Raw genomic sequence first — 26,749 nt, 5'->3', positions numbered from 1 at the left:
GTGCAATCGTCTTTATCATCTCGATGGAACCTTGGCGGCAAATACATGGGATCAAGTTGGAGTGCAGGTTCTCCAGGCTGCGAGGGTGCTGGATCAAGAGGTTACTAATGGGAACTATACGATTGAAGACAAATTGGTATTTCGAGACATCCCCATTGAGATGTTGTTTAAATGGATTGATACAGGAGGTACTCGGAAAAGTGACCTTTATCAGTGTTACGATCCTAGCCTCACCGACTAATGATCATTCAACTGGAAAGCTTGGCCTACGTTGAATTTTCCCAGGGCGGCGTTTACTTTTTTCAAAGTGGCTAGGTCGCCAAGATCACACCAAAATCCCTTATGATGATAGGTGCTAATTTTTTGTTGGTCTTGAATGGCGGGCAAAATTAAATCGCGAATGAGACAGCCAATTTTCTTTTTGCCAAAATAAGTAAGTAGTTTTGGATCAATGATTGAAACTCCGGAAAAAATTCCGTGACGAGATTGCTTCGCGGACGCTCGCAATGACAGACCGATGTCATTGCGAGCGTCTGCGAAGCAATCTCGAGGGCCAATCCCTAAGACCTGACCCCTTGCATTATAATGAATATAATTGGCGACTTTAGCTTGGTCAGGGCCAACAATGGCCAAAGTGGCTAAGGCCTGCTTTTTAAAATGAGTCTCGATGAGTTTTGCTAAGTTAATATTGGTGAGAATGTCACCATTGAGCACTAGAAAAGGCTCAGTTTTGAATAGGCGAGCTGCCTTTACAATCCCACCACCGGTGCCTAACAAAGTTTTCTCTTGGGAAAAGGAGATATTAATGGATGTCATTCTGAGTCTGCGCCAGCCAGAGGCTGGTCCGCCTCCGGCGGAAAGAATCTTCCTTATAGATTCTGGACGATGGTGCAAGTTGATGACGATGTTTTTAACGCCATATTGTTGCAAGAGAGCCAAATTATAATAAAGGATAGGGATTCCACCTACGGTTAATGCGGGTTTAGCTGTATGATTAGTTAAGGGTCTTAAGCGGGTCCCAAGGCCGGCTGCTAAAACAATGGCTTGAGTGATTTGCATATGAAATGGAAGATTCTTCGTCATCATGGGTCCCCCGGTCAAGCCGGGGGATGACACCAATGACATTTTAGATCCTCAGTTAATTAACGATTTCTACTAAATATTTCCCAATCAATTTCCACAACGGTTCATACTCCGGCAAATGGCCAAAGGCGTCTTTTACATATTTCAACGACGTTGGCACATGCTTTAAAAATTTGTCATTACCCTTCATGGTTTTAATAAATTGAAAACGGCCCGCATCTTTGAGTTTGCGCTGTAAAGTGACCAAATAAAAATTTCTTTTGAATATTTTATCTTCTAGCGTTGCCAACCCAGACTTTTCGCAAGCCAATTGATAAGTTTGTAAAAGTTGTTCAAGCATGGCAATGCTTAAGTCGACATAAGAATCCCTCAACAAGGCGACCAAATCGTAAACGATTGGGCCTTGCAAAGCATCTTGAAAATCAATCAGATAAAATTCGTAGCCATGCAGCATCAGATTGCGGCTTTGAAAGTCTCGATGAGTAAAACCATAAGGCAGGGCTTCGATTTCATGGCATAATTTTTCACCCCAAGTTTGCATGGCTTTGCGATCTTCGGGGTTTATTTTGATTTGTAATCGATCTTCAATGCCATATTCTAAAAAATGTTCGAATTCCCAAAATAATAATTTGAAATCAAAGCGGCGGGAAAAGGCCTGACAATCAGCGTTAGGCGTTGCAGACGTTTTTTGTAGGCGAACCAACAAATCGATCGCCTGTTTGTAGAAGAAAAAAATCATCTCGGGGGCCGCATTTTGGATCAAAGACTCTAAGGACTGGTCGCCTAAATCTTGTAACACAATCCAACCTTTTGCTTGGTCAACCCCCAACACTTGTGGAACCGGCAATTCATTTTGTTGCAAAAAACGCTGAATGTTTAAAAAAGGTAGTTCGGTAGGGGGAGGGTTGGAATGAGTAATTTCTTCCGATACGCTCCATTTCCCGGCGGGGATTTGCATGAGAATATAGGCCTGGCCGTCATGGGTGGTGAGGCGATAATATTCTCGGTAACTGGCTTCGCCAAAAAGTTTTTTTACTTGGATGGATTTAGATTGAAGTTTGGTGAGCTGATTAAATTCAGCAGTTGATATGGGCTGCATGACGAATGAGGATATGACAAGGCTGCTGTGGATTGTCAACTCTTAGCAAGCACCATTACTTTTTGGCCATGCAAATGGTGGCCTTGGGCTCGGCAAATTTTTCTCCCACATTCAGATAATGGGGATCAGCGCCATGAAAACTGTAGAAGGCGACGCCAGCCTTGAGTAGCATGGATTGAGAGACATTAAAAAACCCTTCAACGTCGGTTTGACGATTTCCCCAAGCCCTGGCCCATTGTACCCACTCTTCATCGGTTAAACGATTAGATCTGGAGAGTAGCAAGATCGATTGTTGAAGCCGCCCTGAAACAAGGATGTTTCGATTGGGTAGACTGTTGGCAATGAAAAGAGCCAGCGATGATAAGGGGGCATGATCTTTTACATCTTGCCTTCCATCCAGCAAAGTCCATCGGATCCATTGTTGTGCTTGTGGCGTAGGTGTTTGGGCACCACCTTGATTGGCAGTCTCAGGGATTTCGCAAATACTCGGCATGGCTCCACACAGTTTACGCGCCCTGCCTTCGAGAATAGGTTTTTCATTAGGGTCTTGGAGGCTGTAAAGGTCTTTTGGGTAGTTATGTGGATTATTTTCAACTTCCCCCGGTGCAGGATGCATCTCAAAAAAGGGCCGGCCAAAGGGAATAGTAACTCCCGGTTCTTTCTGCCTTGCAGCAACGACTTCCTTGGCTAAAGCTAGCGTTGCTTTTTCAAGCCGATGACGTTCTTGGTTGGCTCGTCTGCGTGCAGCCCTTGGCCCATCTCGAAGCTCGGCTGCCAATTCATAGGTATGGCATTGAATGCGAACTGGATTTGAATCGCCCATCTTTCCCCCCGGGTAAAGTAAATTCAGTTTATTTTATCGGCAGTTAGGAAGAACCGTTGCTAGTTGGGGGGACCTCTAAAAAGGGCCCAGATGCAAGGCGCCCGCAAAGACGCGACCGGAGCGTATATGGAAATACGTGAGGATCGCGGCTTTGCGGGCAACACGGCAGATGGGTCGTTTTTAGAGGTCCCCATTAGCAAGCCATGACTTATGGTCAAGAGATTTGAACTTCATCACCAAGATGAAAAAACCCGTGCTCGTGCAGGGGTTTATCACACCGCTCACGGTAGTTTTGAAACCCCAGCCTTTATGCCCGTGGGGACCGTGGCGGCCGTTAAGGCCTTGACCCCCCATCAAGTCAAAGACTTAGGGGCCCAAATTATTTTAAGTAACACCTATCATCTATATATGCGCCCCGGGCATAAACTGATTGAACGCCTAGGTGGATTGCACCATTACATGGGGTGGGAAGGGCCTATTTTAACCGATAGTGGTGGGTTTCAGGTCTTTTCGTTGGCTCGCTTGGCCAAGGTAAGCCATGACGGAGTTAGCTTTCAATCTCACTTAGATGGCAGCAAGCATCTGCTAACCCCTGAATTAGTCATCGAAATTCAAGAATCTCTCGGTTCTGACATCATGATGCCCCTAGACGAATGCCTCCCATACCCTATGACGGAGGAACAGGTTCAAGCCTCCGTTGAAATCACCTTAGCTTGGGAAAAACGCTGCCTTAAGGCCAAGAAGAGCCAAAATAATTCACTATTTGCCATAATCCAAGGCGGTATGTACAAAAATTGGCGTCAACAATGTGCCCAAGAATTATTATTGATGGAGGGCGGCGATGCCTTTGATGGTTATGCCATAGGTGGGGTTTCGGTGGGTGAACCTATGGAGCTAGCTTATGAGATTACGGATCGTATGACGGAGGTGCTTCCCAAACCCAAACCCCGTTATTTGATGGGGGTGGGCATGCCGGTCGACATCATCACGGCCATTGGCCTAGGCATTGATATGTTTGATTGTGTGATCCCCACCCGCAATGCCCGCAATGGCATGCTTTTCACCGAACATGGCCCGATTAATATTCGCAATAGCCAATACCATGAAGACCCTAAACCCATTAGCGAATCTTGCACCTGCTACACGTGCCAGCATTTTTCAAAGGCCTACCTCCGTCATATCAGTTTGAGTAAAGAAATCCTCTCACCGGTGCTTAATTCAATTCATAATTTACATTACTACTTAAGTCTGTTAAGCGATGCACGCCAGGCAATTCGAGAAAATCGCTTTGCTTTGTTCCAACAACGGTTTTTGAGTCAGCAAACATTAGGGTCTGACCGGGAATAAATGTTCTTTTTTGGCGCTCAGATTGGGGTCAGATTTGGCCGATCTGAATGAGCAAAACCGGAGGAATAGCAGGGCTGTTTTGAGGATTTTGCGATTGAAGATCGGTCAAAGATGGCCCCAAGATGAGATGCCAAAATGAACATTTATTTCCGGTCAGGCCCTTAGTTAGGAGTTGAATCATTCATGAAAAAGAATCTTTTATTTTCAATCAGTGCTTTTGTCGGGGCTACTTTTTTAAGCCCCTTGGTTGGGGCTCAAGCCCAGGCTCAAAACGGTCAAGGGGGAATCGCTAGCCAATTCTCGGTTTTTTTCCCCCTCATTGCAGTGTTTGTGATTTTTTATTTTTTATTGATTCGACCCCAAAAAAAACAGCAACAACAACGCAAAACAACTCTGGCGGGCTTGAAAAAAGGTGATAGCGTGGTGACCACGGGTGGCTTTCATGGGAAAATTTCGGCTATTAATGGTGATGTTTTAACCGTGGAATTGGCTGATAACGTTCGAGTTAAGATGGACCGCGAAGGAGTCATGGGTCTTAAAAAAGAGGAATCTAATTCAAAGTAAAATAAAGTAAAATTATGGGAAGCACCTGGCGTTATAAAACTTATTTTATCCTCTTTTTAGTGGCTTTTTCGGGTTTCTATTTAGTACCCACCTTTTTAAACTTTAAAGCCCAACGCGAAGACTTGCAAAAGCAAAAACTTGATATTCCCTGGTATCATAAAGTTTTTCCTGCTGATCAAATTAATTTGGGTCTCGATTTGCAAGGTGGTATTTATTTAGAGTTAGAGGTTTTGTTTGAAGACGCCATCCATAATCAAGTGGATCTTACGGTTTCAGCCTTAGAGCGTTTTTTAGAAGAAAAAGAGGTCAAAGGAGTTAAAGTAACTAGGGTTGCTAAATCCGATACGATTGAAATGGAATTCTCTGACGAGGCCAGTCGCAGTTTAGTCGAAGGGTTCTTTTTAAAAAACTATTCAGAAGGTTATCACAAAATCACCAAAACCCCTGAATCGGTCCCTGAAACAGCGCCCAGTGCTGGTCTGCAGGTCTTTTATAAAATGACCGATGCCCAGCGAGTGAATCTAAAAGATCAAACCCTCAATCAGGCGATTGAAACCATTCGCAACCGGGTCGATCGTTACGGAGTTTCAGAGCCCGCTATTTCTCGGGTGGGGGACAATCGTGTGGCCGTTGAATTGCCTGGCGAGACCGATCCTGTGCGCGCACTCAGCGTTATTATGCAGGCCGGCAAATTAGAATTTCGCTTGGTTGATGAAACCCCATTAAAAGAAGACCTAGCCACATCCGTAGCCAAAGCTAGGGCCGAAAATAAATTGCTCGATGATTATTCCCGAGAAACGGTTGAGCAAATCAACGATGCCCTTAAAGGTAAAATCCCCGAAGGCACCGAAGTTCTTTTTCAATTAGAGCGTGATCCCAAAGATAAAAAAATCACCGGCGGCAAACCCTTTTTGGTCAAAAATAAAGCCGATGTAACCGGTGACATGCTCAAGAGTGCGCAGGTAGATATTTATCAAAATAAACCAGTAGTGAGTTTCACTCTCAAGGCAACGGGCAAAAAATTATTTGGCGAACTGACTGAAAAAAATGTGGGTAAAAATTTAGCCATCATCTTAGATGGCAACGTGATGTCGGCCCCTAACATTGAAGAAGCAATCTATGGCGGTAGTGGCCAAATTAAATTGGGTTCAGGGAATTACGATCAATTATTACGCGAAGCTCAAGATTTGGTGGTGGTATTGCGAGAGGGCGCCTTGCCTGCTTCTCTCAAAGAAGCGACTAAAACGATCATTGGGCCATCGCTCGGCAAGAGTTCTATTCAAAAAGGGATTTCAGCAATGCTGATTGCCGGGGCCATCGTTATTATCTTTATGATTTTTTATTATAAGTTGTCAGGCGTCGTGGCCGATCTTGCTTTAGGGTTTAATGTGCTTTTCATTCTAACTTTGTTGGCTATTTTTGGGGCGACCCTTACCATGCCTGGGTTAGCAGGGATTATTCTTACGATGGGTATGGCGGTTGATGCGAATATTATTATTTTTGAACGTATCAAAGAAGAACTGGCTGAAGGCAAAAAAGTGGTTGCAGCAGTCGAGGCCGGGTTTAGCAATGCCATGAGTGCCATTGTTGATTCTAACTTAACTACCTTTTTTATAGGCATTGTACTTTATCAATATGGAACGGGCGCTGTGCGTGGGTTTGCAGTTACTTTAATGATTGGGATTGCGACCACCATGCTAACCGCCATTATGGTGAGCCGCTTGATGATGGAATATTTGGCCAGAAAAGCTAAAAATCAGAATGTGTTGAGTATTTAATTTATGAAAATCAAAACACCTCATATTCGTTTTCTTGAATTGAAATGGCCATTCATAGCGGTTTCGGTTTTACTCATTGCCATGACGGGCTATCTTTATTTTACCAAGGGTCTTAATTACGGGATTGATTTTAAGGGCGGCTTGACCATGCTGTTTCAATTTTCCAATCAAGAATCGGTTACTGAACGTAAAATCGATGAGGTGTTACGTAAAGCCGGTAAAACTAACATTGTGGTGCAGCGGTTTGGCAAATCGGAAGAAAACACCTTTGTGTTACGAACCGAAGTTGAAAACATCGATTCCAATAAATTAGTCGAAGAAGTCCAAAACGCCTTCAAACAAGATCTCACTTTAGGTACCCCCACCCTACTTAAGAACGATTTTGTAGGCCCTAAGGCGGGTAAAGAATTAAAACGCAAAGGCCAATTTGCCATGTTGATTGCCTGGGTGGTGATCCTTTTATACATTGGGTTTCGATTTGATTTTTATTTTGCACCGGGCGCGATTGTGGCGTTGATTCATGACGTATTAATTACCGTGGGTGTCTTTGCCATAACCGGGCGGGAGGTCAACCTTACAGTGGTTTCGGCCTTGCTCACCATTATTGGTTATTCGATCAACGATACCATCGTGATTTACGACCGTATCCGCGAAAATATTGCAAAACATAAAACCATGACTTTAGAAAAAGTTATTGATTTAAGTTTGAATGAAACGCTTTCTCGTACCCTAGTTACGGCCTTAACCGTGTTTTTTGTTGTGTTGGTATTATTTTTGCGCGCCGATGGCGACATCCAAGATTTTGCTTTGGCCATGGTGGTAGGAACCATTGTCGGCTCTTATTCTTCTCTCTTTATTGCTGCCCCCATTTATCTCTGGTGCAAAAAAGTTTTTAAGAAAAAAGCTGCTTAATATGCAACCCTGGCAGGTGTTTCCTTCTAATCCTGAATTGTGCCAGCAACTGGCTAACCAAGTTGATATCATGCCGCTAACAGCGCAACTGCTCATCAATCGTGGTTTGTGCGAGCCTGAATCCATTCGCAAATTTTTGGCCCCGTCGCTTGCCCATTTATTCGATCCATTTTTGTTGGCCGATATGGAAAAGGCCGGGCAGCGGTTGGTAACAGCCATCCGCCAACAAGAAACCATCACGGTTTATGGGGATTATGATGTAGATGGCACAACGGGCACCGCCCTACTCGTTGCTTTTCTCCAGAGTGTTGGTGCAAAAGTAAATTACTATATCCCGCATCGCTTAACTGAAGGTTATAGTTTAAACGAAACTGCCTTAAAAAAATTGCAACAAGCTGGCACGCGGGTGATGATTACCGTTGATAATGGAATACGTGCCAATGCCGAAGCAAGCCTAGCCTTGGCCCTAGGTGTAGATCTCATCATTACCGATCATCATGAATTGGGTGATGAATTGCCTTTAGCCTATGCAGTCATTAATCCCAAACGCCATACGACAGGGCCAGGGCAAGAACTGGCCGGCGTAGGGGTGGCCTTTGTTTTTTTAATGGCGTTGCGCAAGGTTTTGAGAGAGTCGGGTTATTTTACTAAAATCCTTGAGCCCAATCTCAAAGAATATTTAGATTTAGTCGCCATTGGCACCATTGCTGATCTCTGCCCTTTGATTGGGGTGAATCGGGTATTGGCAAAGTTGGGTCTTCAGCAAATCGCAGCGAGCAAGCGGCCGGGTGTAAAGGCCCTTTGTAAAGTTTCAAATATAGGTGAAGCAGTTCATGTAACCGATGTGGCCTATCGCATTGGGCCCAGGATTAATGCGGTGGGTCGATTAAGCGAGGCCAGTTTTGGGGTGAGATTATTATTGACGAAAGACGAAGCAGAGGCCTTGGCCTTGGCGGATCAGCTGGATGCAGAAAATCAAAAACGCAAACAAATCGAAGGCCAAATCACCGCCGATGCCTGTGCTAAGATTGAGTCAACCGAGCTTCACCATAGCCGGCAAAGTTTAGTGGTGCATGACCCGGCTTATCACTCGGGTGTGGTGGGCATTGTGGCCAGTCGCATTGTGGAACGTTACGGCCGCCCAGCTATTGTGTTAGCAGAAGAGGGATCTTTGCTAAAAGGTTCTGCCCGCTCGGTGCGAGGCTTAAATATTGTAGAAGCGCTAAGGGCGTGCGCACCTTATCTCGAGCGGTTTGGCGGGCATGCCATGGCCGCAGGCCTAACTCTCCTGAAAGAAAATTTTACTTTATTTTATGGTTGTTTTGATGCGCAAATCAAACAGCAGTTAAATTCTGCCAATCAAACTGTCATGCCAGGGATCAAAGTCGATGCGACTCCCACGTCAGAAGAGATCAACTGGCGGCTCATGCAAGAATTACAAACCTTGCAACCCTTTGGGCAGGGCAACCCAGAACCGCTATTAGCTTGGGAAAAAGTCACCCTTCGTTACCCCCGTATTGTGGGGGAAAAACATGTCAAAGGTAGGGTCGAAAATCAGGGGCAAATGTTAGAGTTTATCGGGTTCAATTTAGCCACCCAAGATTTTTCTGTAACTACTCAAAAACAAATAATATTTTGCCCTGAAATTAATCGTTATCAGGGGCAAAAATCCATTCAATTGGTCATCAAACACATCTTCCCACATTCATAAATAACGCAAAGCGTTAACAATCATATTGACACGCTGTTCCAATTTGTAATAAGTTTAACCCGTAAAAACATTCACCACTTTATCAGGCCAAGGAGATTAGGTTATGCCAAAGAAAACAAAACCAGCCAATTCCATTCAGACCACCCTCAAGCAAATCAATAAAGTGATTGCTAAGTTTGAGTTGGAGGCTGAAAAAGTTTTAAAACGTCTAGTGACTCAAGGCCGTCGTTCACGCCAAGAGCTGCGGCGTAATTTTGAAGATCTCTTTGCAAAAATAAAGGGTGGTAATTTTGGGTTAAATACCAAGGGTGTTGAAATTGAAAAAGAAGTGCGTCGTTTGGCCGATGAAGTCCTCAGCCGGTTTAAAGATATCGAATTTCTTCCTCAATCTGAGGCCGTCACCAAAGTTTTCGCAGATATCCGAAAAAATTTAGCATCGTTTGTAGAAGTGTTGCGTGAAAATGGGTTGGTTGAAAAGGCAAAGCACTTGGTAGAAGAGGCCCGCGAAAATATTTTAGTAAGTCTAAGCATTCCCACGCAAAGAGACGTGGAAAAATTGGAGAGAAAAATTACCACCTTAGAAAAACGCTTAAGCACACTGGTTAAAAAAGCAGCCTGAGTCAAAGCAATTAAGATTACCTCCCTCGAAAAAAGGGCTTGTCGGACCTATGTTCGGCGGCCCTTTTTTATTGGTGGCGATGGACTTCGTCATTAAAATGATATTAGACGAGTGAGTAACCCAACATCATAATAAGCCTGGTTGGACCTTGTGACAAAGATTCGCAAACTAACTTCTGGTTGAAAAAAATCAAATAATTTGGGAGCCGTGACGCTAATTCCAGGGCGGACAATGGGTGTTAGACCACGATAGGCAGTCATGCCAGCCCCAATTTCAGGTAGGTGGACCGCTAGACTTGAACCATTATCGAATAATTTTTTTAATTTGAAGCCAACATTAAACCCCACAGTATGCTGTTCTTTAACGTCCTTATCAGGATCAGAACTATCGTGTCGGTAAAAGAAATTTGCGGTAAGGGCTAAGGAAGGCGAGAGCTTGTACCGAATATATTCTTCAACTCCTACAGAGGGCGGGGCATTATCAGAGCCAAATCCTAATCCCGTAAAAGCACCAGCTCCCACATCCCATAGGGATTGGTTAGGTATTGGTTTTGCATCTCTTCCTTTGATTTTGAAATAAGCCTCAAAGAGGGCGTCTTCATACGGGCGGTTTCTTTTGTCTTTATCCATCTTAGGCGTATAAATTTTGACAAGTAATTCAATAGCAGGGAGGGCCTCGTGGGCCTCAGGACCTATGGCAGCTAGGACGTGAAGTGTTTCAATAACGACGGGTGGTCGCTCGTGCTTCAATAAGTCGATCAGTTGGGGGAGTACAATCTTGGCTTCAGGGCCGTAGTAGGCAAGGCATTGTAAAATTTCTTTTTGGGTATCCGTATCTAACTTTAAAAAATAATCGTCTACTACACGTTGGGCGATATTACTGATCGGAGGGCGAGGTTCAACTTTATATTTAAATAGCATCTTGGTAGCGGTCATCGCCACTGATGGGAAAGGCTCGGCAGCTGCTTTTTGTAAATAGGGTTTTAAAATCTCGAGTTGGGTTGGGTTGAACTCCATTGAGTTTAACACTTGGATGGCAAATATTTGATAATCGGTATAAGACTCATATTCTAGCAGTTGTGCAATTGCAATGAGGGCTTGGGGTGGAAGTCCCTGTGCACCCAAAAGGCGGCGGAATAGTAAATTCTTAGGGACTGGATCGTCTAAGCCGATGCCGGGTAACCCAGTACTAAGATCTAAAATAACATCGAGATCTTCGAAAAAATGTTCTTCTTGTTGACAGGCCAAGACCCACCAAGCCAGATCGGAGTGTTTGGTGAATTGATTTTTTGTCCAATCACGCAATTTTTGACGAAGGGCATTGGGGAGATCATGTTCATGAGCATAAATCTTTAAACCGAATAAACTATGAGCTTGATATCTTCCATCTTCACTCTTGTCTTCTAGTTTTGCCTGAAATTCTTGCAAGGCGGCTTGTGGGTTGTTGGCGATGAGTATTACACAAGCCTTGCCCAAAGTAAACCAAAGGTGATGATTGCTGGGGTCTAGTTTGTAAAGATGTTTAAACTGAATGGCTTGTGGATGATTTAATTCCAGCAGGCCATCAATCGCCGCATAAACAACCTCTGGGGATTCGTCATTTAATAGAGCTTCAATTTTTGAAAGGCTTGCTTCAGCCGCAGGGCCCATTTGAACCAATCGTCGAATGGCGCTGATCCTTGCCTGGGGTTTGGGGCTAGCCAGTTTTTTGGTGTAGTAGCTCAGTTTTTCCTCTTCAGAATTAATGGCCGTTAAAGAAAGAGAATCGATGGGAGATTTTTTATCTTCTACCAGGCTCGCAATCTTTCTAAAGTCTATAAAGGCAACCGTGGGGAACTCTTTTATAGATAAATAGTTGTGCCAATCGCTTTCGCTTCCCTTGACCCCTTCGGCACGGATCATCAAAAATCGGCCTTGATAAGTTTTAGCCAATTCATCAAAGGTTTTAGCATAACGTTTGCAGGGCACGCACCAGTCTGCCGAAAAGGTGACAAGGGCCAATTGCCCGGGTTTGAGTTTAGATAATTGGGCATCTAATTCTTTTCCTGAATGTACCGTGAAGACTTCTTCGGGAAAGTCACCTTTTTTGACGCTAGCCCCTGATAAAGAAACTGGCAGGTCGGGGTTGTAAAATTGATTTAAGGTTCTTTCTTCCCCATCATTTTGGGCAATGGCGTATTGAAAACGTTCTTCGATACTGACGATGCCATCAGCGTTGGCATCAGGGACTTTTGTTGACCAAAAATGGCGACTTATGGTTTGGCAAGCAACATCTTCACCCGCAGAGCCAATGCTTGAAGCTTGGGTCTTTCCGTTGAAAAACTGGCTAATAGCACTTCCTGATTGACAGGTGTCGGTGTAAACAAAGCGCGAACCATAAGGGAGTTGGTCGAGCAAGTTTTTGAGGGTTCGAAAGGAATAACACACTCCTGGTAATTTTGCGCAAGCTCCATCGGTTTCGTTATCACCATGGCCTGTGACATAAACGACTAAACGGTCATCATCATCCATGCCTTTTTCTTGAAAGGCTTTGACAATATTCTCAATGCCTTCGGCAGAGGGTGCTTGATAGAGATCGGTTGAGCCCTTGGGTTTGCGAGGGCTTGCTACGCCAATGATGAATTCCCCCTCTTGTTCTAAACCAGCAATGGCATCTTCGACATTTTGTAAATGCCTAGCTTCTTTGGGGTCCCCATTAATGATAAGCGCAAAACGCCGAATATTCCCATCACCCATAGTAAAAATTCCTTAGGGTTTTTATCGGCTTTAAATGGGAAGAAGTTCATATTTTTGAATTTTATTGTGATAAAATATGACTATATTTTATAAAATTACACATATCTGTAGCAACTCCCCATAAATTTTTAGATTAAAGACAGGGGTTTAGCACTTCAAGGAAATCGAATTTTTTAAAATCCGTGTCTGCCGTTGCAATTTTGGTAATTCCATTTTCTTTAAGTAAGGCAGCATAATGACAATCATGAATAAAATTTCCCTTGGCACCCGGTAGGTTTTGGAGAACCTCATTTAGAATTTCCTCGTGGTGGGGAGATTCTAATAATAGACGACAATGAGGATGTTTTAAATAAGGCGACAAATCAGCGCAGGCTTGCTTGACGCTTAGGGGTTTTTTTAGCACGCGTGGGTGTGTGGTTAGTCGTACGTATTCATAGTAAACTTGCCAACTAATGTAAAAAAAATCTTTTTGTTGCAAGATTTTTTTTAAAAAAGATCTTGCCTTGGTATGTTCAAAAAAATCCTCGATGTGGGCATAAAGAAAGAGATTGGTGTCAATGGCAAGACTCATAGAGTACCCCCTCAATTATTCATGATCGAGAATATCGTAAAGGCTACTTCGATCAGAAATATCAATGCCTTCTTGGGGCCCATTTTTACGATGTAAAGGGATTGGCAGGTGAGTTGTTTTTTCTTCAACCGTGGAATTAAGCGCGCTTCGTAGGAGATCGTTAATAATTTCTTTTAAACTAGTGCCCCGCAATTTCCCTATGGTTTTTACCTTTTTATAAAGCGAGTCATCTAATAGTAACGTTGTTCTCCTCATATATTCCATGTAAATCATAAGACATCAAGAATGTCAATATATAAGCATATAATATGACTTAATAAAGCATATGATATGATTATGGAGTATAAGTTCCGGTGAAGGTGCTATTAACAGTCAAGCTGACGGAGCTGACTCCGCTGAGATTGGTAGAGGTCCAGGTGAGCACATGGGTGTTGGAGAGATAATCTTCGAGTTCGCTAAAGGCCGTGCTTAAGAAGGTGTAAGAAGAGGCGTAAAAGAAAAAGCCGCCCGTGTCGTTGGCTAATTGCAACAAATCAGCAATGTCGACGATGGTGCCCATGCCAATGAGCACCAAGGGGATGCCTTGGGCTTGGGAAAGGGCAACCACTTCAGCTCGAGTGTGAGAAGAGGCGTTTTCTAAGCCATCGGTGAAGGCAATAACAAACCTTACTTTGCCAGTTTCAGCCGAGGTATTGGTGAGGCCTTCATAAATTCCATCGTAAAGGGCCGTAGAACTGCGAGATGGATTTCCGGAAGTAACGGCCGAGGTTAAGGCAGAGTTATTATCGGTATAAGTTTGAACCACGCTGACAGCTTCGGAAAACTTGATCACTTCACTTCTAAAATTGTCAGGGATGTTTTGGTATAAAGTGGTTAGGCCGGATTCAAGCGCGCTTAAATCATTATCGCTCATCGAACCGCTGTAATCCATGACGGCTGAAAATGAAAAAGTGGTGTTGGCTGCATCGGAGGCAAAATCGGAAAAGGCGGTGATGGCACTCGCGCTATAGGTTTGGGTTGAAGTATCGCTGAGGGTCTCGGTGATTTGTACGTCAGTGGTGTTCCAAGTATCTGAAGTGTGATTGTCATCGGTAGTGAAAAAGTAGGCCCGGTGGGTGGTGCTGCCACTTAAGGTTGCGGTGAAAATGCAAAGCGAAGATTGATTTTCAGCTGCATAATCGTTGATTAGGGCATTGAGTGCATCTTCTGAAATGCCAAAAACGTCTAAAATATTGCTGTCGCCTATTTCTGAAACCAAGCCGCTTAGTTCATCAACATCGATGGTCTCGCAACCGCTTTGCTTAGAAAGATTGATAATATTTTCCATGTTTTGATCGGTGAGCAAAGAATTGATGAGTGATGATAATCCACAGGAAATTGGGCTTAAGAAAAGGGGTAATAAGATTAAGAAAAGGGCCAATTTCCGAAAAGGGTTTTTTTTCATAAGGACCTCCGTGGATAGGTTAGTGGATAGGTTAGACAAGTTATGGGCTAAATTTGGCAAAAAATCACCCAAAAAGATTTTTGTTTGCAAACCTGGCCCCCCAAACCATTAATTGAATACGATTCAGGGGGTTGATACTTTAACCTAATGACAAGGAGTCAAAACGCGTTTGGTTGCGCTTGGTAAATCGCTATGAAGAGGCTTTTGAGATAAATTGATTAATGATTTTTCGGTCGAGGTTTCCCAAAGGGAGATCTGTAATTTCAGTTAAGGAAAAAAATTGCCCCGTGGTGGAGGGCAATTTTTTTTGTGCCCAAGTGGTTTTGTAAATGTAAGTGATAATTTTATGATGGGTGATGGTATGCTGTGTGGTGCCCACAAAAGAAAAATTTTGAATAAGTTTTGAAGGTATATGGGGGTTGGGTAACCAATGTTCAAGGGGGGCATACATCCCTTTTAACCAGCGAAATTGGGGATGGCGTTGCGTTAAGAATAAATTCCCCGCGCGTTCAATGAGTAAAGCCAAGCGGTTGAGATTAACGATTTCTTTTTTAGGAGATGTTTTGGGGAAAACTTCAGGCCCACCTTGGGAAAGACATAGGCAATGAGATTTTATGGGGCATTGTGGGCAGTTGGGGTTTTTGGGGGTGCAGACTGTTGCCCCCAATTCCATCATGGCTTGGTTAAAATCTCCGGGGGTTTTTAAATCAATCAGTTGATCAGCTTTAGCTTGCACCGTTTTTTTAAGTTGAAGAGCTTTGGCATGACCTTGGAGTGCAAAAACCCTGGCTAAAACTCGAACCACATTGCCATCGACTACAGCCGTAGCTTCGTTAAACGCAATCGAAGCAATAGCGCTAGCCGTGTATTCACCAATCCCAGGCAGTTCTAACCATTCAAGTTTAGTTTTTGGAAAATATTTTTTTTGATAAATAATTTTTGCAGCTTCGTGCAAATGCCTGGCCCGTCGATAATAGCCAAGCCCCGACCACAAACCCAACATTTTTTCCAACGGGCTTTTAGCCAAAATTTCGATGGTTGGAAATGCTTGAATAAAACGTTCAAAATAAGGAATGACGGTTGCCACTTGGGTTTGTTGTAGCATGATTTCGGAGACCCAGATTTTATAAGGATCGCAGGTTTTACGCCACGGCAGCTCCCGCTTATTTTTGTCGTACCACTTGAGTAGGGCTGGGGTTGGTTTTTTATGATTCATAGGGTTAGATTATGACTCTTCTATCAATTATCAGGGCGTGACAATAATATTTTTATATATTATGTAACTAACTGTAATTAATTGAGTATTTATATATTATAAAACAAATAAGTACATACTTTAATTAAAATTAATAATTTTATATAGTTATACAATGATAGATATTTTAAAAAAGATTATTTCCAGCGGGGTTTTGCCTAGAAATGCGTTCATAACTCACCGTGCACGTAACATGCTCAAGTTGGCATTGCAGAGAAAGATTGTTCGTAAAGTCTATAGACGAGGTAGAGTTTTTTACGAGCTTACTGAAAAATCGATTCCTTTGCTAGAAGTGCTTCGTAGACAATTGCTCGAAGAAATCAAATTAAGACAATTACTTTACCCTCAATCACGCGTTTATAGGGCCTTACTAGAAGATCTGCGTTTCTTAGATGAAAAAAATCCTCGTGCGCAAGAATTTTTATTTTTAGGGGATTGGCAGTTAAGACAACCGGTAGTGCCTAGCCGGTTAAAATTATCTCAAGAACGTTTTTATCAGAAATTGGATTCATGAAAAGTTCTCGATTTTATGGTTCATTCATCAATAAGTTGCAAATCAGACTGAATGTCATCCCTGCGAAGGCAGGGATCCAATCTGGATTCATTGACTCTATCTAATCTTTTCTGCACTGGATCCCTGCCTTCGCAGGGATGACAAACATCACACCAAATCATATTGAGTTATTTTTCCATCCATATTTGCAACTTATTGACGAAAGAACCAAAAAAGATCATGGTGTTTATGACAATTTTTACAAAAGTATAGAATAAATTTATGTCAAAAAAAATATTAGCACTTACGCATGTAGCTTATGAAGGCTTGGGGACCTTGGGGGAATATTTAAGCCAAGAGGCAGAGGTTAAAATTCATGGGCTTTATGAAAAACCTTTTTTAGATATTGCTGCTACGGTTAAAAATTATGATGGGTTTATCATCATGGGTGGGCCCATGAGCGCCAATGACGAAGCCACGATTTCATTTATTAAAACCGAATTGGCATTGATCCCCAAAATTATTGAGGCAGACAAACCTTTGTTAGGCATTTGTTTGGGTTCGCAATTAATTGCCAAAAGCCTAGGGGCTCCTGTTTATGGTCATCCGCAGGGGGTTCAAGAAATTGGTTGGTATCCGCTTTTGCTTACTCGAGCCGCAGCAGAAGATCCCATTTTTAAACAGTGGCCTCAAAAGCTCATGATGTTTCAGTGGCATGGCGAGACTTTTGATTTGCCTAAAGGTGCGGTGCATTTGGCAGAGTCAGGGGTGTTTAAACATCAGGCCTTTCGTTATGGTAAAAAGGTTTATGGGCTGCAGTTTCACCCTGAAATGACTGAAGGGATGATCCAAGATTGGTTTGCCAATATTAAAAAAACTCCACGGCAAATTTTAAGTGCAGCCCAAAAGCATCTTCCCCAACTCCAACTGCTATCAAGTAAATTAGCTAAGGGGTTTAGCACAATATAAATAGAAATTGTGGCTCAAGAACCAATTCTGAATAGGGGAAGGCAACGGCCTCACCAAAAAATCAAAAGGTTGAGGGGCTCTTTTCAAAAAGCACCCCTCAGGGATAGATTTGGGCGGCTGTTTGCGGGAAAAGCTTAGCAAGAGGGGGAGTGTTTTGAGTTGGGCTGCCCTTTCTTCATCCGAATAAAACCAACTATCTTGTCTAACAAAGCGTGGTTGAATAGGGTCATTTTTTTTGGGTGCAAAGGGGAGTAGGGTTTTTAAATAAGTTCTCAACTCTGACTGGGTGGCGACAAGTTCCACCGGGAATCTTTGGGCAAGCGGCAGCACTTCAATAGGAATACCACAGTAAAAAGCCGGGAAATGGTAAAATCGATAGGCCCCTTCTGTCCAGATCATGGTAGTGGGCTTGTTGCGGTGCCAAGCCATGGGATTGCAACCTACTCGGGTGACGGGTAGTTGAATAGGGTAGTTTGAAGACAAATAAAAAAAGATAGGAATTTGCAAAAAAATCATCGCCGCCCAAATTTTTCGGGTGATGAGGGGGCGTTGGATTAAAGGAAATACGATGAGGATAAAAAGTAGTGGGAGGATGGGAAGGAGAAAGCGAAATTCTTTATGACCAATTTTCAAATGCACTAAGGTAAAACTGATGCAGGCAACAATAAGGGATAAGAAAATAGCAGCGAAGGCTGGGTTGTTTTCACATTGCAATTGGTGTGGCTTAAAAATTAATTTAAACAACCATAAAATATTGAGTGGGAAAAAAATGACCAAAAAAAAGGTTAAAAAATTGAAGCCCGGTTCTATGCCAAAAGTTGAAGCGGATTCTCCGCTGCCCACATTAAATTGGTAGTATTGAATAGGGCTTGCAAAATATTCCCCATAAAACTCGTATTCAATGAACATAAAAAACATGAGGCCCAGGAGAATGCCCATTCCATAAGCAAAAAATTGCCCCCATTGCCGCTTGCGCAACTGCCCAAATAAAATAACCAGTTGCCCCATAAAGGCCGCGGCTACTGCAAAGCGCATAGCAAAGGCCACCACCGTGCAAAAGCCAGCCAATATTTGGCTTAAATAAGTTGGGAGGCGAGTGAGATTGAGCATCAAGGTGAGCGACAACAATAAAAACGTCATGGCATAGGTTTCGCTGCTGGTACGCACCAAAAAATAATAAATAAAAGGGGAGCTGATGAATAAAAAGGGAAACCACAAACGTTGATCGCTGTGAGAAAAAAGACGTTTGCCAAATTGATAAAGACAATAAAGCTGTATTGAGCCATTAAAGACAAAAGAAAGTAAGCGGGCCCATAGCATAAGCGATTCGGGGTTTTGGATTCCTAAACCCATTCCCAGTTTTAAGTAACCGGCCATCCAGTAAGAGAGAAGTGGGTGCCGCAATTTTTGGGTGGCTTCCCAGGTTTGCGAAAAGCTCTCCCCCATGATCCATCGGCTCCATTCGATGACTTGGTAGTGTTCGTCCAACTGATGCAAGCCTTTGGAAAAATAAGCGGAACATGCCCCAATCAATAAAAAGAGCAACCACCCTAGTTTTTGGTGGCGTTTATAGGCATGGAGAATCGATTCCATATTTTATTTTGTGTTTCGTCAGGTTGTGGTTTAGCCTCCAGCAAGGCTAATTTATGAGGAACTTTGCACTAAAGCATGGCTTTTTGATCTGCGCCATCATTTTTATAGGGATTTTTTTTTATAAAGTTCCGTTACTTACTCAAGATGGCCCCAATCATAAAAAGGTAGTGACGCTTTATCAACAGTTGCCCACTAGCCCCCTTGCCCAAAAAGTTTACCAACGGAATAGTTGTTGGTTAACGACGAATTCGCTTTTTACCTGTCTGGCTGTTCCCGCTTTAAAGGTTTTAAGCATCGATGCTTATGAAAAATGGTTCTACGGTTTTTTTGCCGTGTTGTTGCTGATCAGTTATCGATTATTTCTTCAATGTTGGTACCCTGCCAATCGTGATTTGTGGGTTATAGCCCTACCCTTTGTGTTTGATCTATTTTTCATCAAGGGGATGTATAATTTTTTGGCTAGCATCCCTTTTACTTTCTTAGCGTTGGCTTTTTTTAAGCAAGGCGTTGAGACAAAGAACTTAAGGTGGGTTATAGCTTTTTTGTTGTCCAGTTGGGCTGCTTTTTTAGCCCACCCCTTCCCATTTTTTATCATCAACTTAAGCATAGCTATTATGACCTGGCACTATTGGAGAACTCGCCTAAAAATAATTTTGCCATTTGCCTTGATTGCGGTTGGGTTTTTCATGGCGTTCATCTTTACTTATTTGTTGACTGCAGCAGATTCCCATATTGATTATACCGCACTTCCGGTATTTCTTTTATTAACTAAACTCTTTGGTGCAAACTTTCCTCGGTTTGGTTTTTTGCCCTTTAGTTTGCATTTGCCCTATCTTGGTTTGTTGCTGGGCATGATGCTTTATTCCCTGTGGCGGGTTCCTGTTTCGTTTAAAATTTATTGGTTGAGTGCCTTGCTACTTTATTTTTTATTTCCGGACCGAGGTAACAGCGGCAGTCATATTAACCAAAGGTTTGTGCCTTACATTTTTTTATTTCTTCCCTTGGGATTGGTGGTTTCAACTCGTTTTAAAAAATGGGTAGGGGCGGCAAGCATTTTTACTTTTTTAATTTTAGGTGCCGATATTTGGCAAGGCATACAGGCAGATCAAAAAATCGTTCAAGAAGCCAAGCAAGTTTATACTCATTTGCCTAAGCAAAGCCTACTTTATCCACTTAATTTCGAAATAAATGGGAGCGCGCGTAATTTCCCTCATTTGCTTCATTTATGGGCGGTTTACCCTGATGATCGCATGGTGCTTGCCCCTAATCTTTTTGCTTATGACCATTTAATGTCGATTTTTAGAATTCATCCTTCTACTCCTACTTATTTCCCAGCCCCTACTGAAATTGAGCCACAACATCTTGCGGAAAATAATGCCTGCCAGCCTACCGATAGAGTTGGAACCATTGATTGTAATAAGTTACGCGAGATCGGATGGGCAAAATTGCTCGCCAATGGCTATTACTACGATTATTGGTTTATTAATGCCCCGCCGCCCGATTTTTTGGCTAAACTTAATCAGGTGCCTCATCTGATGAAGGTGGCTGAAGCGGGGAGGGTGTCGCTTTGGCATTATGCCATGGCAAAACCTTTTGACCCGCCCTTAGGCGTTCTTTTTGACAAACGCTTGCATGGTTTGAAAAAACTCAACCGGCAACGGAATCACAACAGTATTGGAAGCCGTTGGCCCTAGACCATCGATGGTTTGCAGGGTGCGAAGTTGCATGGCGCCGGGGCTCTCAGCCATGGTTCTGGCAGCATGGGCCAGGTTGATGGAGGCATCGCGATCGCCCTCGGCCTTGGTGATGGTGGCGCGTTTTTCACGCTCGGCACTAGCTTGCCGGCTCATCATCTTTTTCAATTCTTCGGGCATGTCGATATCTTGAATTTTGATTGAACTGACCACTAATCCCCACTTGGAGGCTTCTTTTTCTACGGCATCTTCGATCTTTTTCCCAATAAGTTCGCGCTCGGAGAGCAGTGAGTCTAAAATAAATTCGCCGATGATATCGCGCAAGGTGGCTAAGGCATATTCGCGCATGGCAAAGGAATAATTTTGAATGGTGAGAATAGCGAGTTTAGGGTCTTGCACTTGGAAAAAGATGACCCCATTAACGGTTACCGGCACATTGTCTTTGGTGATGGCCTGTTGTTGGGGAATGTCGACGGTAAGGATGCGCGTGTCGATAAAAATGGCTTGATCAATAATAGGAATGACCAAAAATAGACCTGGCCCCTTGGTGGAGCTGTATTTCCCAAGGCGCAAGACCACCGCCCGTTCCCATTGGTAGGCAACCTTAATCATAATGGCGATGAAAAGGGCAAAAAAGAAGGCCAGCACGCCAACCAACCCACCCAACGGTGGTGATACGGCAGCAATCGAAATGGCGACCATTTCGCCAATGACTAAAAAAACAATAAAAAAGACAAAATTTAAAGCCTTCATGGGGCCCCCTTTCGCTGCATGCACTCTAGTACCGAAGCAAAAAAATTCAAGTTTTAATTTTAAAAACTAATAACCAGTCAGTGAACGGGTGGTTGGCTGTCATCCCCGCGAGGGCGGGGATCCAGAAATACTGAAAAAAGACTGGATTCCTGCCTTCGCAGGAATGACACAACGCTTTGTTTCACCCGTTCACTGACTGGTTACAAAAACTAATGCAAATAAAGAATGACCGAGATCACTAATAAAATAGGAAATAGGGCAAGACTAGCCCAAGCTAAATAAACCGCATGGTTGGGGGTTTTTAGGCCCAAGCCATGAGTCATGGTTTGAACCATGAGATTGAGGACGTTGCCAAAATACGTGAGGGTGCCAAAAAGGGAGGTCGCCGCAAAGATCGTACTGTACCACAGAAAATCGTAATTTCCCATTTGGGCAAAGGCGGCAAAGGCAGGAATTTTGTTGAATAGGCTTGCGCTGATTCCACTTAGCCAAAAAGACTGAACATAACTACCAAAAGCAGGGACGGAAGATGATAAAATATTGATAACGGGTATGGCGGTGATAGAAATTCCAAACAAAAGAATAGCGACTTCGACCATGGGTTTAAAAGAAAATGCGTTTTCGTTGCGCAATTCATGGGAAGTTAACATTAAACTGCAACCGGCGAGGGCAAAAAGCAGGCTTTCGCGATAAGGGGTAGGGAAAAAATATGCCCCGCCTGCACCGATTAGAAGTATAAAATTGTAAATCCCCCGCAAAGAAAAATGGGATAATAAATCTCGCAATTTTTCAATGGGTTGATTTTCTTTTTTAAATTTTAGCGAGTCCAGCCAATAAAAATGGATGAGCAAATAAACCAGCGATGTCAACCAAAAGGGCAATAACTTCAGGTGCCAAACATTGAGGGGGTTGGGGGTTTTACTATAAAATGGAAAAAAGAAGGCAAAAAGGTAATCAACGGGGGTTAAGATGGCGCCTAAATTAGTGACGAGGATGATAAAAAAAACAATTAAATGGTTAGAACTTTGGCGGGATTGGTTGGCCCTTAAAAAGGGGGCTAACATGAGAACGGTTGCCCCAATGCCCCCAATAAAATTGGCGATGAGGGCCCCCGCGGCCAAAAGGAGGGTATTCAGCACGGGGGAGCTTTTCTTTAAACCCCTCAGCACAATGCCCCCTGCAATAATATAAATAGAACTTATCCAGCAAAGGAGTGAAAAATAATCTCCAAATCGATGGCGAAAGGGGGCATAGCCATAATTTTTTCCAAAAAAGTGCCAGGTTAAGGCGCTTAATAAAGCCACGACCATGACTTTGTAGAGATTTTTATTCCAAAAACGTGGGGTTAACCAAGGCAAAAATAGGACACATAACAGCAAAACCAGAAAGGGTAAGCCATAGACCACAGGAATGGGGGCAAGAGGGTTCATGTAGGTTATTAATTATTAAAAATCTTTTTGCGGGCGTTGCTGGCTAACGTTGCAAGGGTTTTGTTGGGGTGCTTGCTCAAACGATCTAAATCGTCTCTTAATTTGGTATTGTCGGTTAAGCTACCTTCAAAAAGTAAAAGACCCTTGAGGGCATTGGTAAGTTGCGGTTCGAGCAGATTGGGCTTGCTTAAGTAAGGAGCCGCGGAGGCAGGGTAGGCCTGAAAATCTTGCCGAAACTCTAGGGCGATTAGTTTAGCATTGCCCTTCCCCTCTTCATGTACAATATAATATTGGTTTAATTCGGCGACATTCCCCTTTTTTAAATGGCGGATACTTTTAGTGGTAAGGGTGAGGGTGGTATCAAGGCCATTTTGAAAGCGATCGAAGGTGACATAATGTTGGCGGTTGCTTAAGACCTCGATGGGCAGGAAAGTCACTTTATATTGGGATTTGCCAAGCTCTTGATAATTCATAATCACCCCACGAATAAAAAATTCGGGGTTTTTGCCCCGCAAAGGTTCAGAAAGGGCCTGGGTTGCCAGCAGTGTCGCAAGATTTTTTGGGGGTTGGACGGTCTTGGCAAAGACGGGTTGTGCAAGGGCAAAGCTAATTAAGATTATTAAGGGGTATTTCATGGGCGGAAAATAGCTTTTTTAGCCGGGGAAATCAATTTTTTTAAGATAAGGTAAAACTAAATAGGCCTGATTACGTATAACCTACTGTGCTTTAGACTTTAGCGAGATTGGGTAAGCCCCGTGGTACTCTCCTTCCACGGGGCTTTTTTTTGGACCGCCTTTCATAATTGCCCTTACTATGCGTTGTCCGCCCAAGGCGGGCGCCTTGATCTATGGGATTTCTGAAAGGCTATAACGCCTCCGGTTTAAATTTCTTAAATTCCAAATCCGCTTACGTTCTATTTAATACCTTGACGCTACATCGCAACGCACCAAACTGCCCAGCCCTCTCTCGTAAATCAATGGTGTTGACTTCGAATCCCAAACTTGTGAAAAGTTCCTTCACCCAATGGTCCATTTCATCGATCCCATAGGAAGGCATTGTGACATGATAGATATTTTCCCCACCCTCATGTTGATGTTCGAAAAGTGAATTTGTGTAAGAAAGAGTCATATTAGGGTGATAGGGTACTCGAATCACATGGTACCCGAGCAGTTCAAGTTGTTGGGCGTGTTGATCTAGCTCGGACTGTAATTCTGTTTCATATTGATCATGTCGAAATAAAAGGGATTTAAAGTAATGGCCGCCTTTGGCATTGATTTCATTTCTGTATCTTTCTAAACGTTCAGGGGGGATTGCTTGAATTATCCGTTCGGCAAGTTGTGGATTACCCACTAAAACAAAGGGCTTTCCATCTTTCGCGTGTGTCAATGGTAAAGGGTGAAAAAACGTATCGATATGGGCAATAGCTTGGTTTCCCTTTCCGTTGTCAATAAATACTATTTTTTTGTCGCCAAAATATCTTTTTAAGGTTTCCATAAATGCTTCTCTTGTTCGTAATGGAAAAGTAATTTTATGATGTTCTCCTTCGGCATCAAATTCGGCCATTATAAAATTACCCTGACGCGATGTCTCGATGTTGGAGGGATTAGAAAATTCCCCTTCAATTTCTTTTTTCAATTGAGGCTCTTCGAAGACGTGTCTATTGATTTCATCAATGCCTACAAAAATTTCATCAGGTGTTGTTACAACATTACCACCATCAATATCAAAGGGTGCAACCACGCGCCTCATGTGGAGATGCTCGGCTAGAACATCGGCAAAATTAGTCAGTGATTCTGGTCTAGTGGTGGGATGGAGAAGGCTTATATCTTGATGGGAAGCCTCAATTATAACATTTTCTCCATTCCTGTCTTTTATCACATGAATGGGATCTTGTGGCCAGTCGTGAACTTCACTTTCACTAGTACCGATTGCAAATCTTCCAGAAGCAAAATCTATGCGTGCTAAACCATCATCTGGTAGTTCATCTCTTAACAGACTTCTTATTTCTGTTTCAGATTTTTTCTCAGAGAGGATGGTGATTTTTGCCTTGGGATATATCTGTAAAAGTCGTTTGATGGGTTCTAGCATGTCATATTGGCGATCCTTTCTTAGGACTATAAGCAGGTGTGTGATCCTCCCTTCTGTATCCGAAAGTAGCGTAAGCCCGGGTGTAGGAGACTGACGTGATAGGAAAGAGCGTGCCATAGGAGTATAAAGTGACCTGGAATACGTGAGGATGGATTGGTATAAGTCTGCAGCACGGTGAGGATCTCTTTGTTCTAATTCCTTTAAAAAGTCTCTTCCATCATTAAAACTATTGTTGGTGTCTGGATGCTGAGAATCTTTCGGTAGACCTGAAAAATTTATCCAAGATGACACTACTCGATCAACGAAGTGTGGTGGCTGATTAGATTGAAGAAATTCCCCAACACTGAGCCGCATGTCTTTATTTCTGTCCATTTCGAAGAAGTCTGTAGGTATCCATCGAAAATTATAAATTTTTAGAGTTGCTTTATCTTCTGGGCCAGACATGTATCATATACCTCGTATCACCCTAAATCTGACCGCTGGCTGAATTTAGGGCCATCATTTTACATTCATCGTATTTGTATATCGGCAGATGATATTTTTTAAGTTGCTGGCAAGGCAAACTTAAGGCTGTTGACAAGCGGGAAGGTATCGGATGAGTGAGCACGATGGCCAACGATTGTGCTAACTACACATTCATTCGCTCTGATTTACAGTTAAAGGCCCCGCCAGGCAATAGGGTCGTATGGGGGCTGTCTCGATTAACGGATATTGCATTAGGATTCCCAATGGCTCAAAAACTTGTGGGTAATTGAAAGGTTTGCTGAGCACTTACGAAGAAAAATAATTTATGACGGAGGTATGATTTTGCTACCGTTTATCAATAATTGAACGTCCGAAAATCGTACCTTCGTTGTGGTTTATTATTATTATAGCTACTTTTGAAGGTAATGAAAAATCTTTTTTGCAAAATTTGCAAAATCACCTAAATGTCTTTGATAAATTTTGTAGACGATTTTGGAATCAATTTGTTCATACAAATGAACAACGAGATTTCGAAACCCCACCATTTTGAGCATAGTCTTTAAACATTTTTTGGAAATGACTTTCTTTTCTGCTAATCTCTGAAAAATGTCCCGGCTCTCATTGGCAAATTCCCATCCTTCATCAGCTATAAGATGCTTTCCAATATCTAGACAAATTTCCACCATCTCTTGAAGAAGTTTTTCTACCGCCTTAGGGTAAGGTCCCTTTAAAAATTCTTTATATGTTTTAAGGGCAAACGACTTTAGAGCAGCTTTTTTCTCGTCAAGTAGTAAGATTTTTCGTTGAATGAGTAATCGATCAACCATAACTAATGTTTTAACGCCCGTTCGAAGAAAAAATCATGGAGAGGTTTTGCATCAAAATAACGTGTCATAGATCTCACTTTAAAATCTCGATCACTTTTTTTTTGACGTTCAAAGAGAAGCTGCCCATATTTCAACACCTGATAGGTTAAAAAAGGATCTGCTTCATTGAGAAGTACCAAATCAACTTTCAAGGTTTGTTTAAAAGAATGCAAAAAATCTTCCAATCCTTGGCAAAGCTGAACACGATAATCAAATTGCTGCAAACCACGCAGTGATTTATTCAACAAAACAGCAATGTCCACGTCGCGAGAAGGTTGATGAGGACGTTTAGCCTCTGAACCAAAAAGATAAGCCAACTTAATTTCCCTTCTCTTTTGAAAAAAACACCCTAATTTTTGGATAAGATTTTTATTCATTTGGGATTTTATTCTAAATGAAGCCATAACTGAAGTCATTAAATTCTTTTGTAGGTGTGGTAGCTATAATATAATTTATG

The 26,749-nt window shown here is 42.7% G+C and carries 25 protein-coding genes; 10 read left to right on the top strand and 15 right to left on the bottom strand.

Annotated elements, in window-relative coordinates; all coding sequences use genetic code 11:
* Nucleotides 1-31 precede the first annotated feature (31 nt).
* Complete coding sequence (locus HYU97_03900) at nucleotides 32-241, top strand: hypothetical protein (GenBank protein ID MBI2335887.1); 210 nt, start codon at nucleotides 32-34, stop codon at nucleotides 239-241.
* On the opposite strand, the gene HYU97_03895 is transcribed toward HYU97_03900, so the two are convergent.
* The 3 genes from HYU97_03895 to HYU97_03885 are packed head-to-tail and all read right to left on the bottom strand — an operon-like array spanning nucleotide 238 to nucleotide 3,005.
* Nucleotides 238-1,086: an NDP-sugar synthase gene (locus tag HYU97_03895; GenBank protein MBI2335886.1), complete on the bottom strand. Its 849-nt coding sequence runs from the start codon at nucleotides 1,084-1,086 to the stop codon at nucleotides 238-240. The genes HYU97_03900 and HYU97_03895 overlap by 4 nt on opposite strands.
* Nucleotides 1,087-1,138: 52 nt before the next feature.
* On the bottom strand, nucleotides 1,139-2,182 hold the full coding sequence (locus tag HYU97_03890; GenBank protein ID MBI2335885.1) for a phosphotransferase: 1,044 nt from the start codon (nucleotides 2,180-2,182) through the stop codon (nucleotides 1,139-1,141).
* Between the two features lie 55 nt (nucleotides 2,183-2,237).
* Nucleotides 2,238-3,005, bottom strand: a complete 768-nt coding sequence (locus HYU97_03885; protein ID MBI2335884.1) for a hypothetical protein — start codon at nucleotides 3,003-3,005, stop codon at nucleotides 2,238-2,240.
* Between the two features lie 210 nt (nucleotides 3,006-3,215).
* Here HYU97_03885 and tgt point away from each other — a divergent pair, with 210 nt between their 5' ends.
* The 6 genes from tgt (at nucleotide 3,216) to HYU97_03855 (ending at nucleotide 9,936) form a co-directional block, all read left to right on the top strand.
* Nucleotides 3,216-4,352, top strand: a complete 1,137-nt coding sequence (tgt, locus tag HYU97_03880; protein ID MBI2335883.1) for a tRNA guanosine(34) transglycosylase Tgt — start codon at nucleotides 3,216-3,218, stop codon at nucleotides 4,350-4,352.
* 183 nt (nucleotides 4,353-4,535) lie between these two features.
* Nucleotides 4,536-4,916: a preprotein translocase subunit YajC gene (gene yajC, locus HYU97_03875; GenBank protein MBI2335882.1), complete on the top strand. Its 381-nt coding sequence runs from the start codon at nucleotides 4,536-4,538 to the stop codon at nucleotides 4,914-4,916.
* A 14-nt stretch (nucleotides 4,917-4,930) separates the two neighbouring features.
* The gene (gene secD, locus HYU97_03870) at nucleotides 4,931-6,694 is read left to right on the top strand and encodes a protein translocase subunit SecD (GenBank protein ID MBI2335881.1); all 1,764 of its coding nucleotides are present in this window, start codon (nucleotides 4,931-4,933) and stop codon (nucleotides 6,692-6,694) included.
* 3 nt (nucleotides 6,695-6,697) lie between these two features.
* Complete coding sequence (gene secF / locus HYU97_03865) at nucleotides 6,698-7,606, top strand: protein translocase subunit SecF (GenBank protein MBI2335880.1); 909 nt, start codon at nucleotides 6,698-6,700, stop codon at nucleotides 7,604-7,606.
* A gap of 1 nt (nucleotide 7,607) precedes the next feature.
* Nucleotides 7,608-9,317: a single-stranded-DNA-specific exonuclease RecJ gene (gene recJ / locus HYU97_03860; protein MBI2335879.1), complete on the top strand. Its 1,710-nt coding sequence runs from the start codon at nucleotides 7,608-7,610 to the stop codon at nucleotides 9,315-9,317.
* Between the two features lie 103 nt (nucleotides 9,318-9,420).
* On the top strand, nucleotides 9,421-9,936 hold the full coding sequence (locus HYU97_03855; GenBank protein MBI2335878.1) for a hypothetical protein: 516 nt from the start codon (nucleotides 9,421-9,423) through the stop codon (nucleotides 9,934-9,936).
* 92 nt (nucleotides 9,937-10,028) lie between these two features.
* Here HYU97_03855 and HYU97_03850 read toward each other — a convergent pair whose 3' ends face one another.
* The 5 genes from HYU97_03850 to mutY all read right to left on the bottom strand — a co-directional run bounded on the left by HYU97_03850 (nucleotide 10,029) and on the right by mutY (nucleotide 15,902).
* A complete protein-coding gene (locus HYU97_03850; protein MBI2335877.1) occupies nucleotides 10,029-12,671 on the bottom strand; it encodes a hypothetical protein in 2,643 nt (880 codons plus the stop codon).
* A gap of 133 nt (nucleotides 12,672-12,804) precedes the next feature.
* Nucleotides 12,805-13,242: a PIN domain-containing protein gene (locus HYU97_03845; protein ID MBI2335876.1), complete on the bottom strand. Its 438-nt coding sequence runs from the start codon at nucleotides 13,240-13,242 to the stop codon at nucleotides 12,805-12,807.
* Nucleotides 13,243-13,257: 15 nt separating this feature from the next.
* On the bottom strand, nucleotides 13,258-13,497 hold the full coding sequence (locus HYU97_03840; GenBank protein MBI2335875.1) for a hypothetical protein: 240 nt from the start codon (nucleotides 13,495-13,497) through the stop codon (nucleotides 13,258-13,260).
* 79 nt (nucleotides 13,498-13,576) lie between these two features.
* Nucleotides 13,577-14,686 carry a VWA domain-containing protein gene (locus HYU97_03835; GenBank protein ID MBI2335874.1) on the bottom strand — a complete coding sequence of 370 codons (1,110 nt, stop codon included), beginning with the start codon at nucleotides 14,684-14,686 and terminating at the stop codon, nucleotides 13,577-13,579.
* A 190-nt stretch (nucleotides 14,687-14,876) separates the two neighbouring features.
* Nucleotides 14,877-15,902, bottom strand: a complete 1,026-nt coding sequence (gene mutY / locus HYU97_03830; protein ID MBI2335873.1) for an A/G-specific adenine glycosylase — start codon at nucleotides 15,900-15,902, stop codon at nucleotides 14,877-14,879.
* A gap of 154 nt (nucleotides 15,903-16,056) precedes the next feature.
* Between mutY and HYU97_03825 the strand changes: the two genes are divergently transcribed.
* Both HYU97_03825 and HYU97_03820 read left to right on the top strand, forming a co-directional pair.
* A complete protein-coding gene (locus tag HYU97_03825) occupies nucleotides 16,057-16,455 on the top strand; it encodes a hypothetical protein (protein ID MBI2335872.1) in 399 nt (132 codons plus the stop codon).
* A 261-nt stretch (nucleotides 16,456-16,716) separates the two neighbouring features.
* Nucleotides 16,717-17,403 (top strand): gamma-glutamyl-gamma-aminobutyrate hydrolase family protein, encoded by a 687-nt coding sequence (locus HYU97_03820; protein MBI2335871.1) that lies wholly within the window; start codon nucleotides 16,717-16,719, stop codon nucleotides 17,401-17,403.
* On the opposite strand, the gene HYU97_03815 is transcribed toward HYU97_03820, so the two are convergent.
* The gene (locus HYU97_03815) at nucleotides 17,377-18,996 is read right to left on the bottom strand and encodes a hypothetical protein (protein ID MBI2335870.1); all 1,620 of its coding nucleotides are present in this window, start codon (nucleotides 18,994-18,996) and stop codon (nucleotides 17,377-17,379) included. The genes HYU97_03820 and HYU97_03815 overlap by 27 nt on opposite strands.
* A 53-nt stretch (nucleotides 18,997-19,049) precedes the next feature.
* Here HYU97_03815 and HYU97_03810 point away from each other — a divergent pair, with 53 nt between their 5' ends.
* Nucleotides 19,050-20,690 carry a hypothetical protein gene (locus HYU97_03810; protein MBI2335869.1) on the top strand — a complete coding sequence of 547 codons (1,641 nt, stop codon included), beginning with the start codon at nucleotides 19,050-19,052 and terminating at the stop codon, nucleotides 20,688-20,690.
* Here HYU97_03810 and HYU97_03805 read toward each other — a convergent pair.
* The 6 genes from HYU97_03805 to HYU97_03780 form a co-directional block, all read right to left on the bottom strand.
* Nucleotides 20,601-21,392 (bottom strand): slipin family protein, encoded by a 792-nt coding sequence (locus HYU97_03805; protein MBI2335868.1) that lies wholly within the window; start codon nucleotides 21,390-21,392, stop codon nucleotides 20,601-20,603. The genes HYU97_03810 and HYU97_03805 overlap by 90 nt on opposite strands.
* A gap of 260 nt (nucleotides 21,393-21,652) precedes the next feature.
* Nucleotides 21,653-22,873: a sodium:proton antiporter gene (locus HYU97_03800; GenBank protein ID MBI2335867.1), complete on the bottom strand. Its 1,221-nt coding sequence runs from the start codon at nucleotides 22,871-22,873 to the stop codon at nucleotides 21,653-21,655.
* A gap of 8 nt (nucleotides 22,874-22,881) precedes the next feature.
* Nucleotides 22,882-23,508 (bottom strand): hypothetical protein, encoded by a 627-nt coding sequence (locus HYU97_03795; GenBank protein ID MBI2335866.1) that lies wholly within the window; start codon nucleotides 23,506-23,508, stop codon nucleotides 22,882-22,884.
* Nucleotides 23,509-23,779: 271 nt separating this feature from the next.
* Nucleotides 23,780-25,405, bottom strand: a complete 1,626-nt coding sequence (locus tag HYU97_03790) for a hypothetical protein (protein ID MBI2335865.1) — start codon at nucleotides 25,403-25,405, stop codon at nucleotides 23,780-23,782.
* A 431-nt stretch (nucleotides 25,406-25,836) separates the two neighbouring features.
* A complete protein-coding gene (locus tag HYU97_03785; protein ID MBI2335864.1) occupies nucleotides 25,837-26,253 on the bottom strand; it encodes a DUF86 domain-containing protein in 417 nt (138 codons plus the stop codon).
* A 2-nt stretch (nucleotides 26,254-26,255) separates the two neighbouring features.
* On the bottom strand, nucleotides 26,256-26,669 hold the full coding sequence (locus tag HYU97_03780) for a nucleotidyltransferase domain-containing protein (GenBank protein ID MBI2335863.1): 414 nt from the start codon (nucleotides 26,667-26,669) through the stop codon (nucleotides 26,256-26,258).
* Nucleotides 26,670-26,749: the final 80 nt, after the last annotated feature.

It is taken from the genome of Deltaproteobacteria bacterium, assembly GCA_016183235.1.
Classification (GTDB): Bacteria; UBA10199; UBA10199; order DSSB01; family JACPFA01; genus JACPFA01.
The sequence above is the reverse complement of the archived record's forward strand: the minus strand, read 5'-3'. Positions and strand labels throughout refer to the sequence as shown.

What these genes read in the sequence shown, in the direction of transcription:
- HYU97_03855 (MBI2335878.1), top strand. Translation starts at nt 9,421, where the DNA reads ATGCCAAAGAAAACAAAACCAGCCAATTCCATTCAGACCACCCTCAAG.
- HYU97_03845 (MBI2335876.1), bottom strand. Translation starts at nt 13,242, where the DNA reads ATGAGTCTTGCCATTGACACCAATCTCTTTCTTTATGCCCACATCGAG.
- HYU97_03840 (MBI2335875.1), bottom strand. Translation starts at nt 13,497, where the DNA reads ATGAGGAGAACAACGTTACTATTAGATGACTCGCTTTATAAAAAGGTA.
- HYU97_03835 (MBI2335874.1), bottom strand. Translation starts at nt 14,686, where the DNA reads ATGAAAAAAAACCCTTTTCGGAAATTGGCCCTTTTCTTAATCTTATTA.
- recJ (MBI2335879.1), top strand. Translation starts at nt 7,608, where the DNA reads ATGCAACCCTGGCAGGTGTTTCCTTCTAATCCTGAATTGTGCCAGCAA.
- HYU97_03850 (MBI2335877.1), bottom strand. Translation starts at nt 12,671, where the DNA reads ATGGGTGATGGGAATATTCGGCGTTTTGCGCTTATCATTAATGGGGAC.
- HYU97_03820 (MBI2335871.1), top strand. Translation starts at nt 16,717, where the DNA reads ATGTCAAAAAAAATATTAGCACTTACGCATGTAGCTTATGAAGGCTTG.
- HYU97_03785 (MBI2335864.1), bottom strand. Translation starts at nt 26,253, where the DNA reads ATGGTTGATCGATTACTCATTCAACGAAAAATCTTACTACTTGACGAG.
- HYU97_03810 (MBI2335869.1), top strand. Translation starts at nt 19,050, where the DNA reads ATGAGGAACTTTGCACTAAAGCATGGCTTTTTGATCTGCGCCATCATT.
- yajC (MBI2335882.1), top strand. Translation starts at nt 4,536, where the DNA reads ATGAAAAAGAATCTTTTATTTTCAATCAGTGCTTTTGTCGGGGCTACT.
- HYU97_03795 (MBI2335866.1), bottom strand. Translation starts at nt 23,508, where the DNA reads ATGAAATACCCCTTAATAATCTTAATTAGCTTTGCCCTTGCACAACCC.
- HYU97_03885 (MBI2335884.1), bottom strand. Translation starts at nt 3,005, where the DNA reads ATGGGCGATTCAAATCCAGTTCGCATTCAATGCCATACCTATGAATTG.
- HYU97_03790 (MBI2335865.1), bottom strand. Translation starts at nt 25,405, where the DNA reads ATGTCTGGCCCAGAAGATAAAGCAACTCTAAAAATTTATAATTTTCGA.
- secF (MBI2335880.1), top strand. Translation starts at nt 6,698, where the DNA reads ATGAAAATCAAAACACCTCATATTCGTTTTCTTGAATTGAAATGGCCA.
- HYU97_03895 (MBI2335886.1), bottom strand. Translation starts at nt 1,086, where the DNA reads ATGATGACGAAGAATCTTCCATTTCATATGCAAATCACTCAAGCCATT.
- HYU97_03825 (MBI2335872.1), top strand. Translation starts at nt 16,057, where the DNA reads ATGATAGATATTTTAAAAAAGATTATTTCCAGCGGGGTTTTGCCTAGA.
- HYU97_03815 (MBI2335870.1), bottom strand. Translation starts at nt 18,996, where the DNA reads ATGGAATCGATTCTCCATGCCTATAAACGCCACCAAAAACTAGGGTGG.
- HYU97_03890 (MBI2335885.1), bottom strand. Translation starts at nt 2,182, where the DNA reads ATGCAGCCCATATCAACTGCTGAATTTAATCAGCTCACCAAACTTCAA.
- secD (MBI2335881.1), top strand. Translation starts at nt 4,931, where the DNA reads ATGGGAAGCACCTGGCGTTATAAAACTTATTTTATCCTCTTTTTAGTG.
- mutY (MBI2335873.1), bottom strand. Translation starts at nt 15,902, where the DNA reads ATGAATCATAAAAAACCAACCCCAGCCCTACTCAAGTGGTACGACAAA.
- HYU97_03780 (MBI2335863.1), bottom strand. Translation starts at nt 26,669, where the DNA reads ATGAATAAAAATCTTATCCAAAAATTAGGGTGTTTTTTTCAAAAGAGA.
- HYU97_03800 (MBI2335867.1), bottom strand. Translation starts at nt 22,873, where the DNA reads ATGAACCCTCTTGCCCCCATTCCTGTGGTCTATGGCTTACCCTTTCTG.
- tgt (MBI2335883.1), top strand. Translation starts at nt 3,216, where the DNA reads ATGGTCAAGAGATTTGAACTTCATCACCAAGATGAAAAAACCCGTGCT.
- HYU97_03805 (MBI2335868.1), bottom strand. Translation starts at nt 21,392, where the DNA reads ATGGTCGCCATTTCGATTGCTGCCGTATCACCACCGTTGGGTGGGTTG.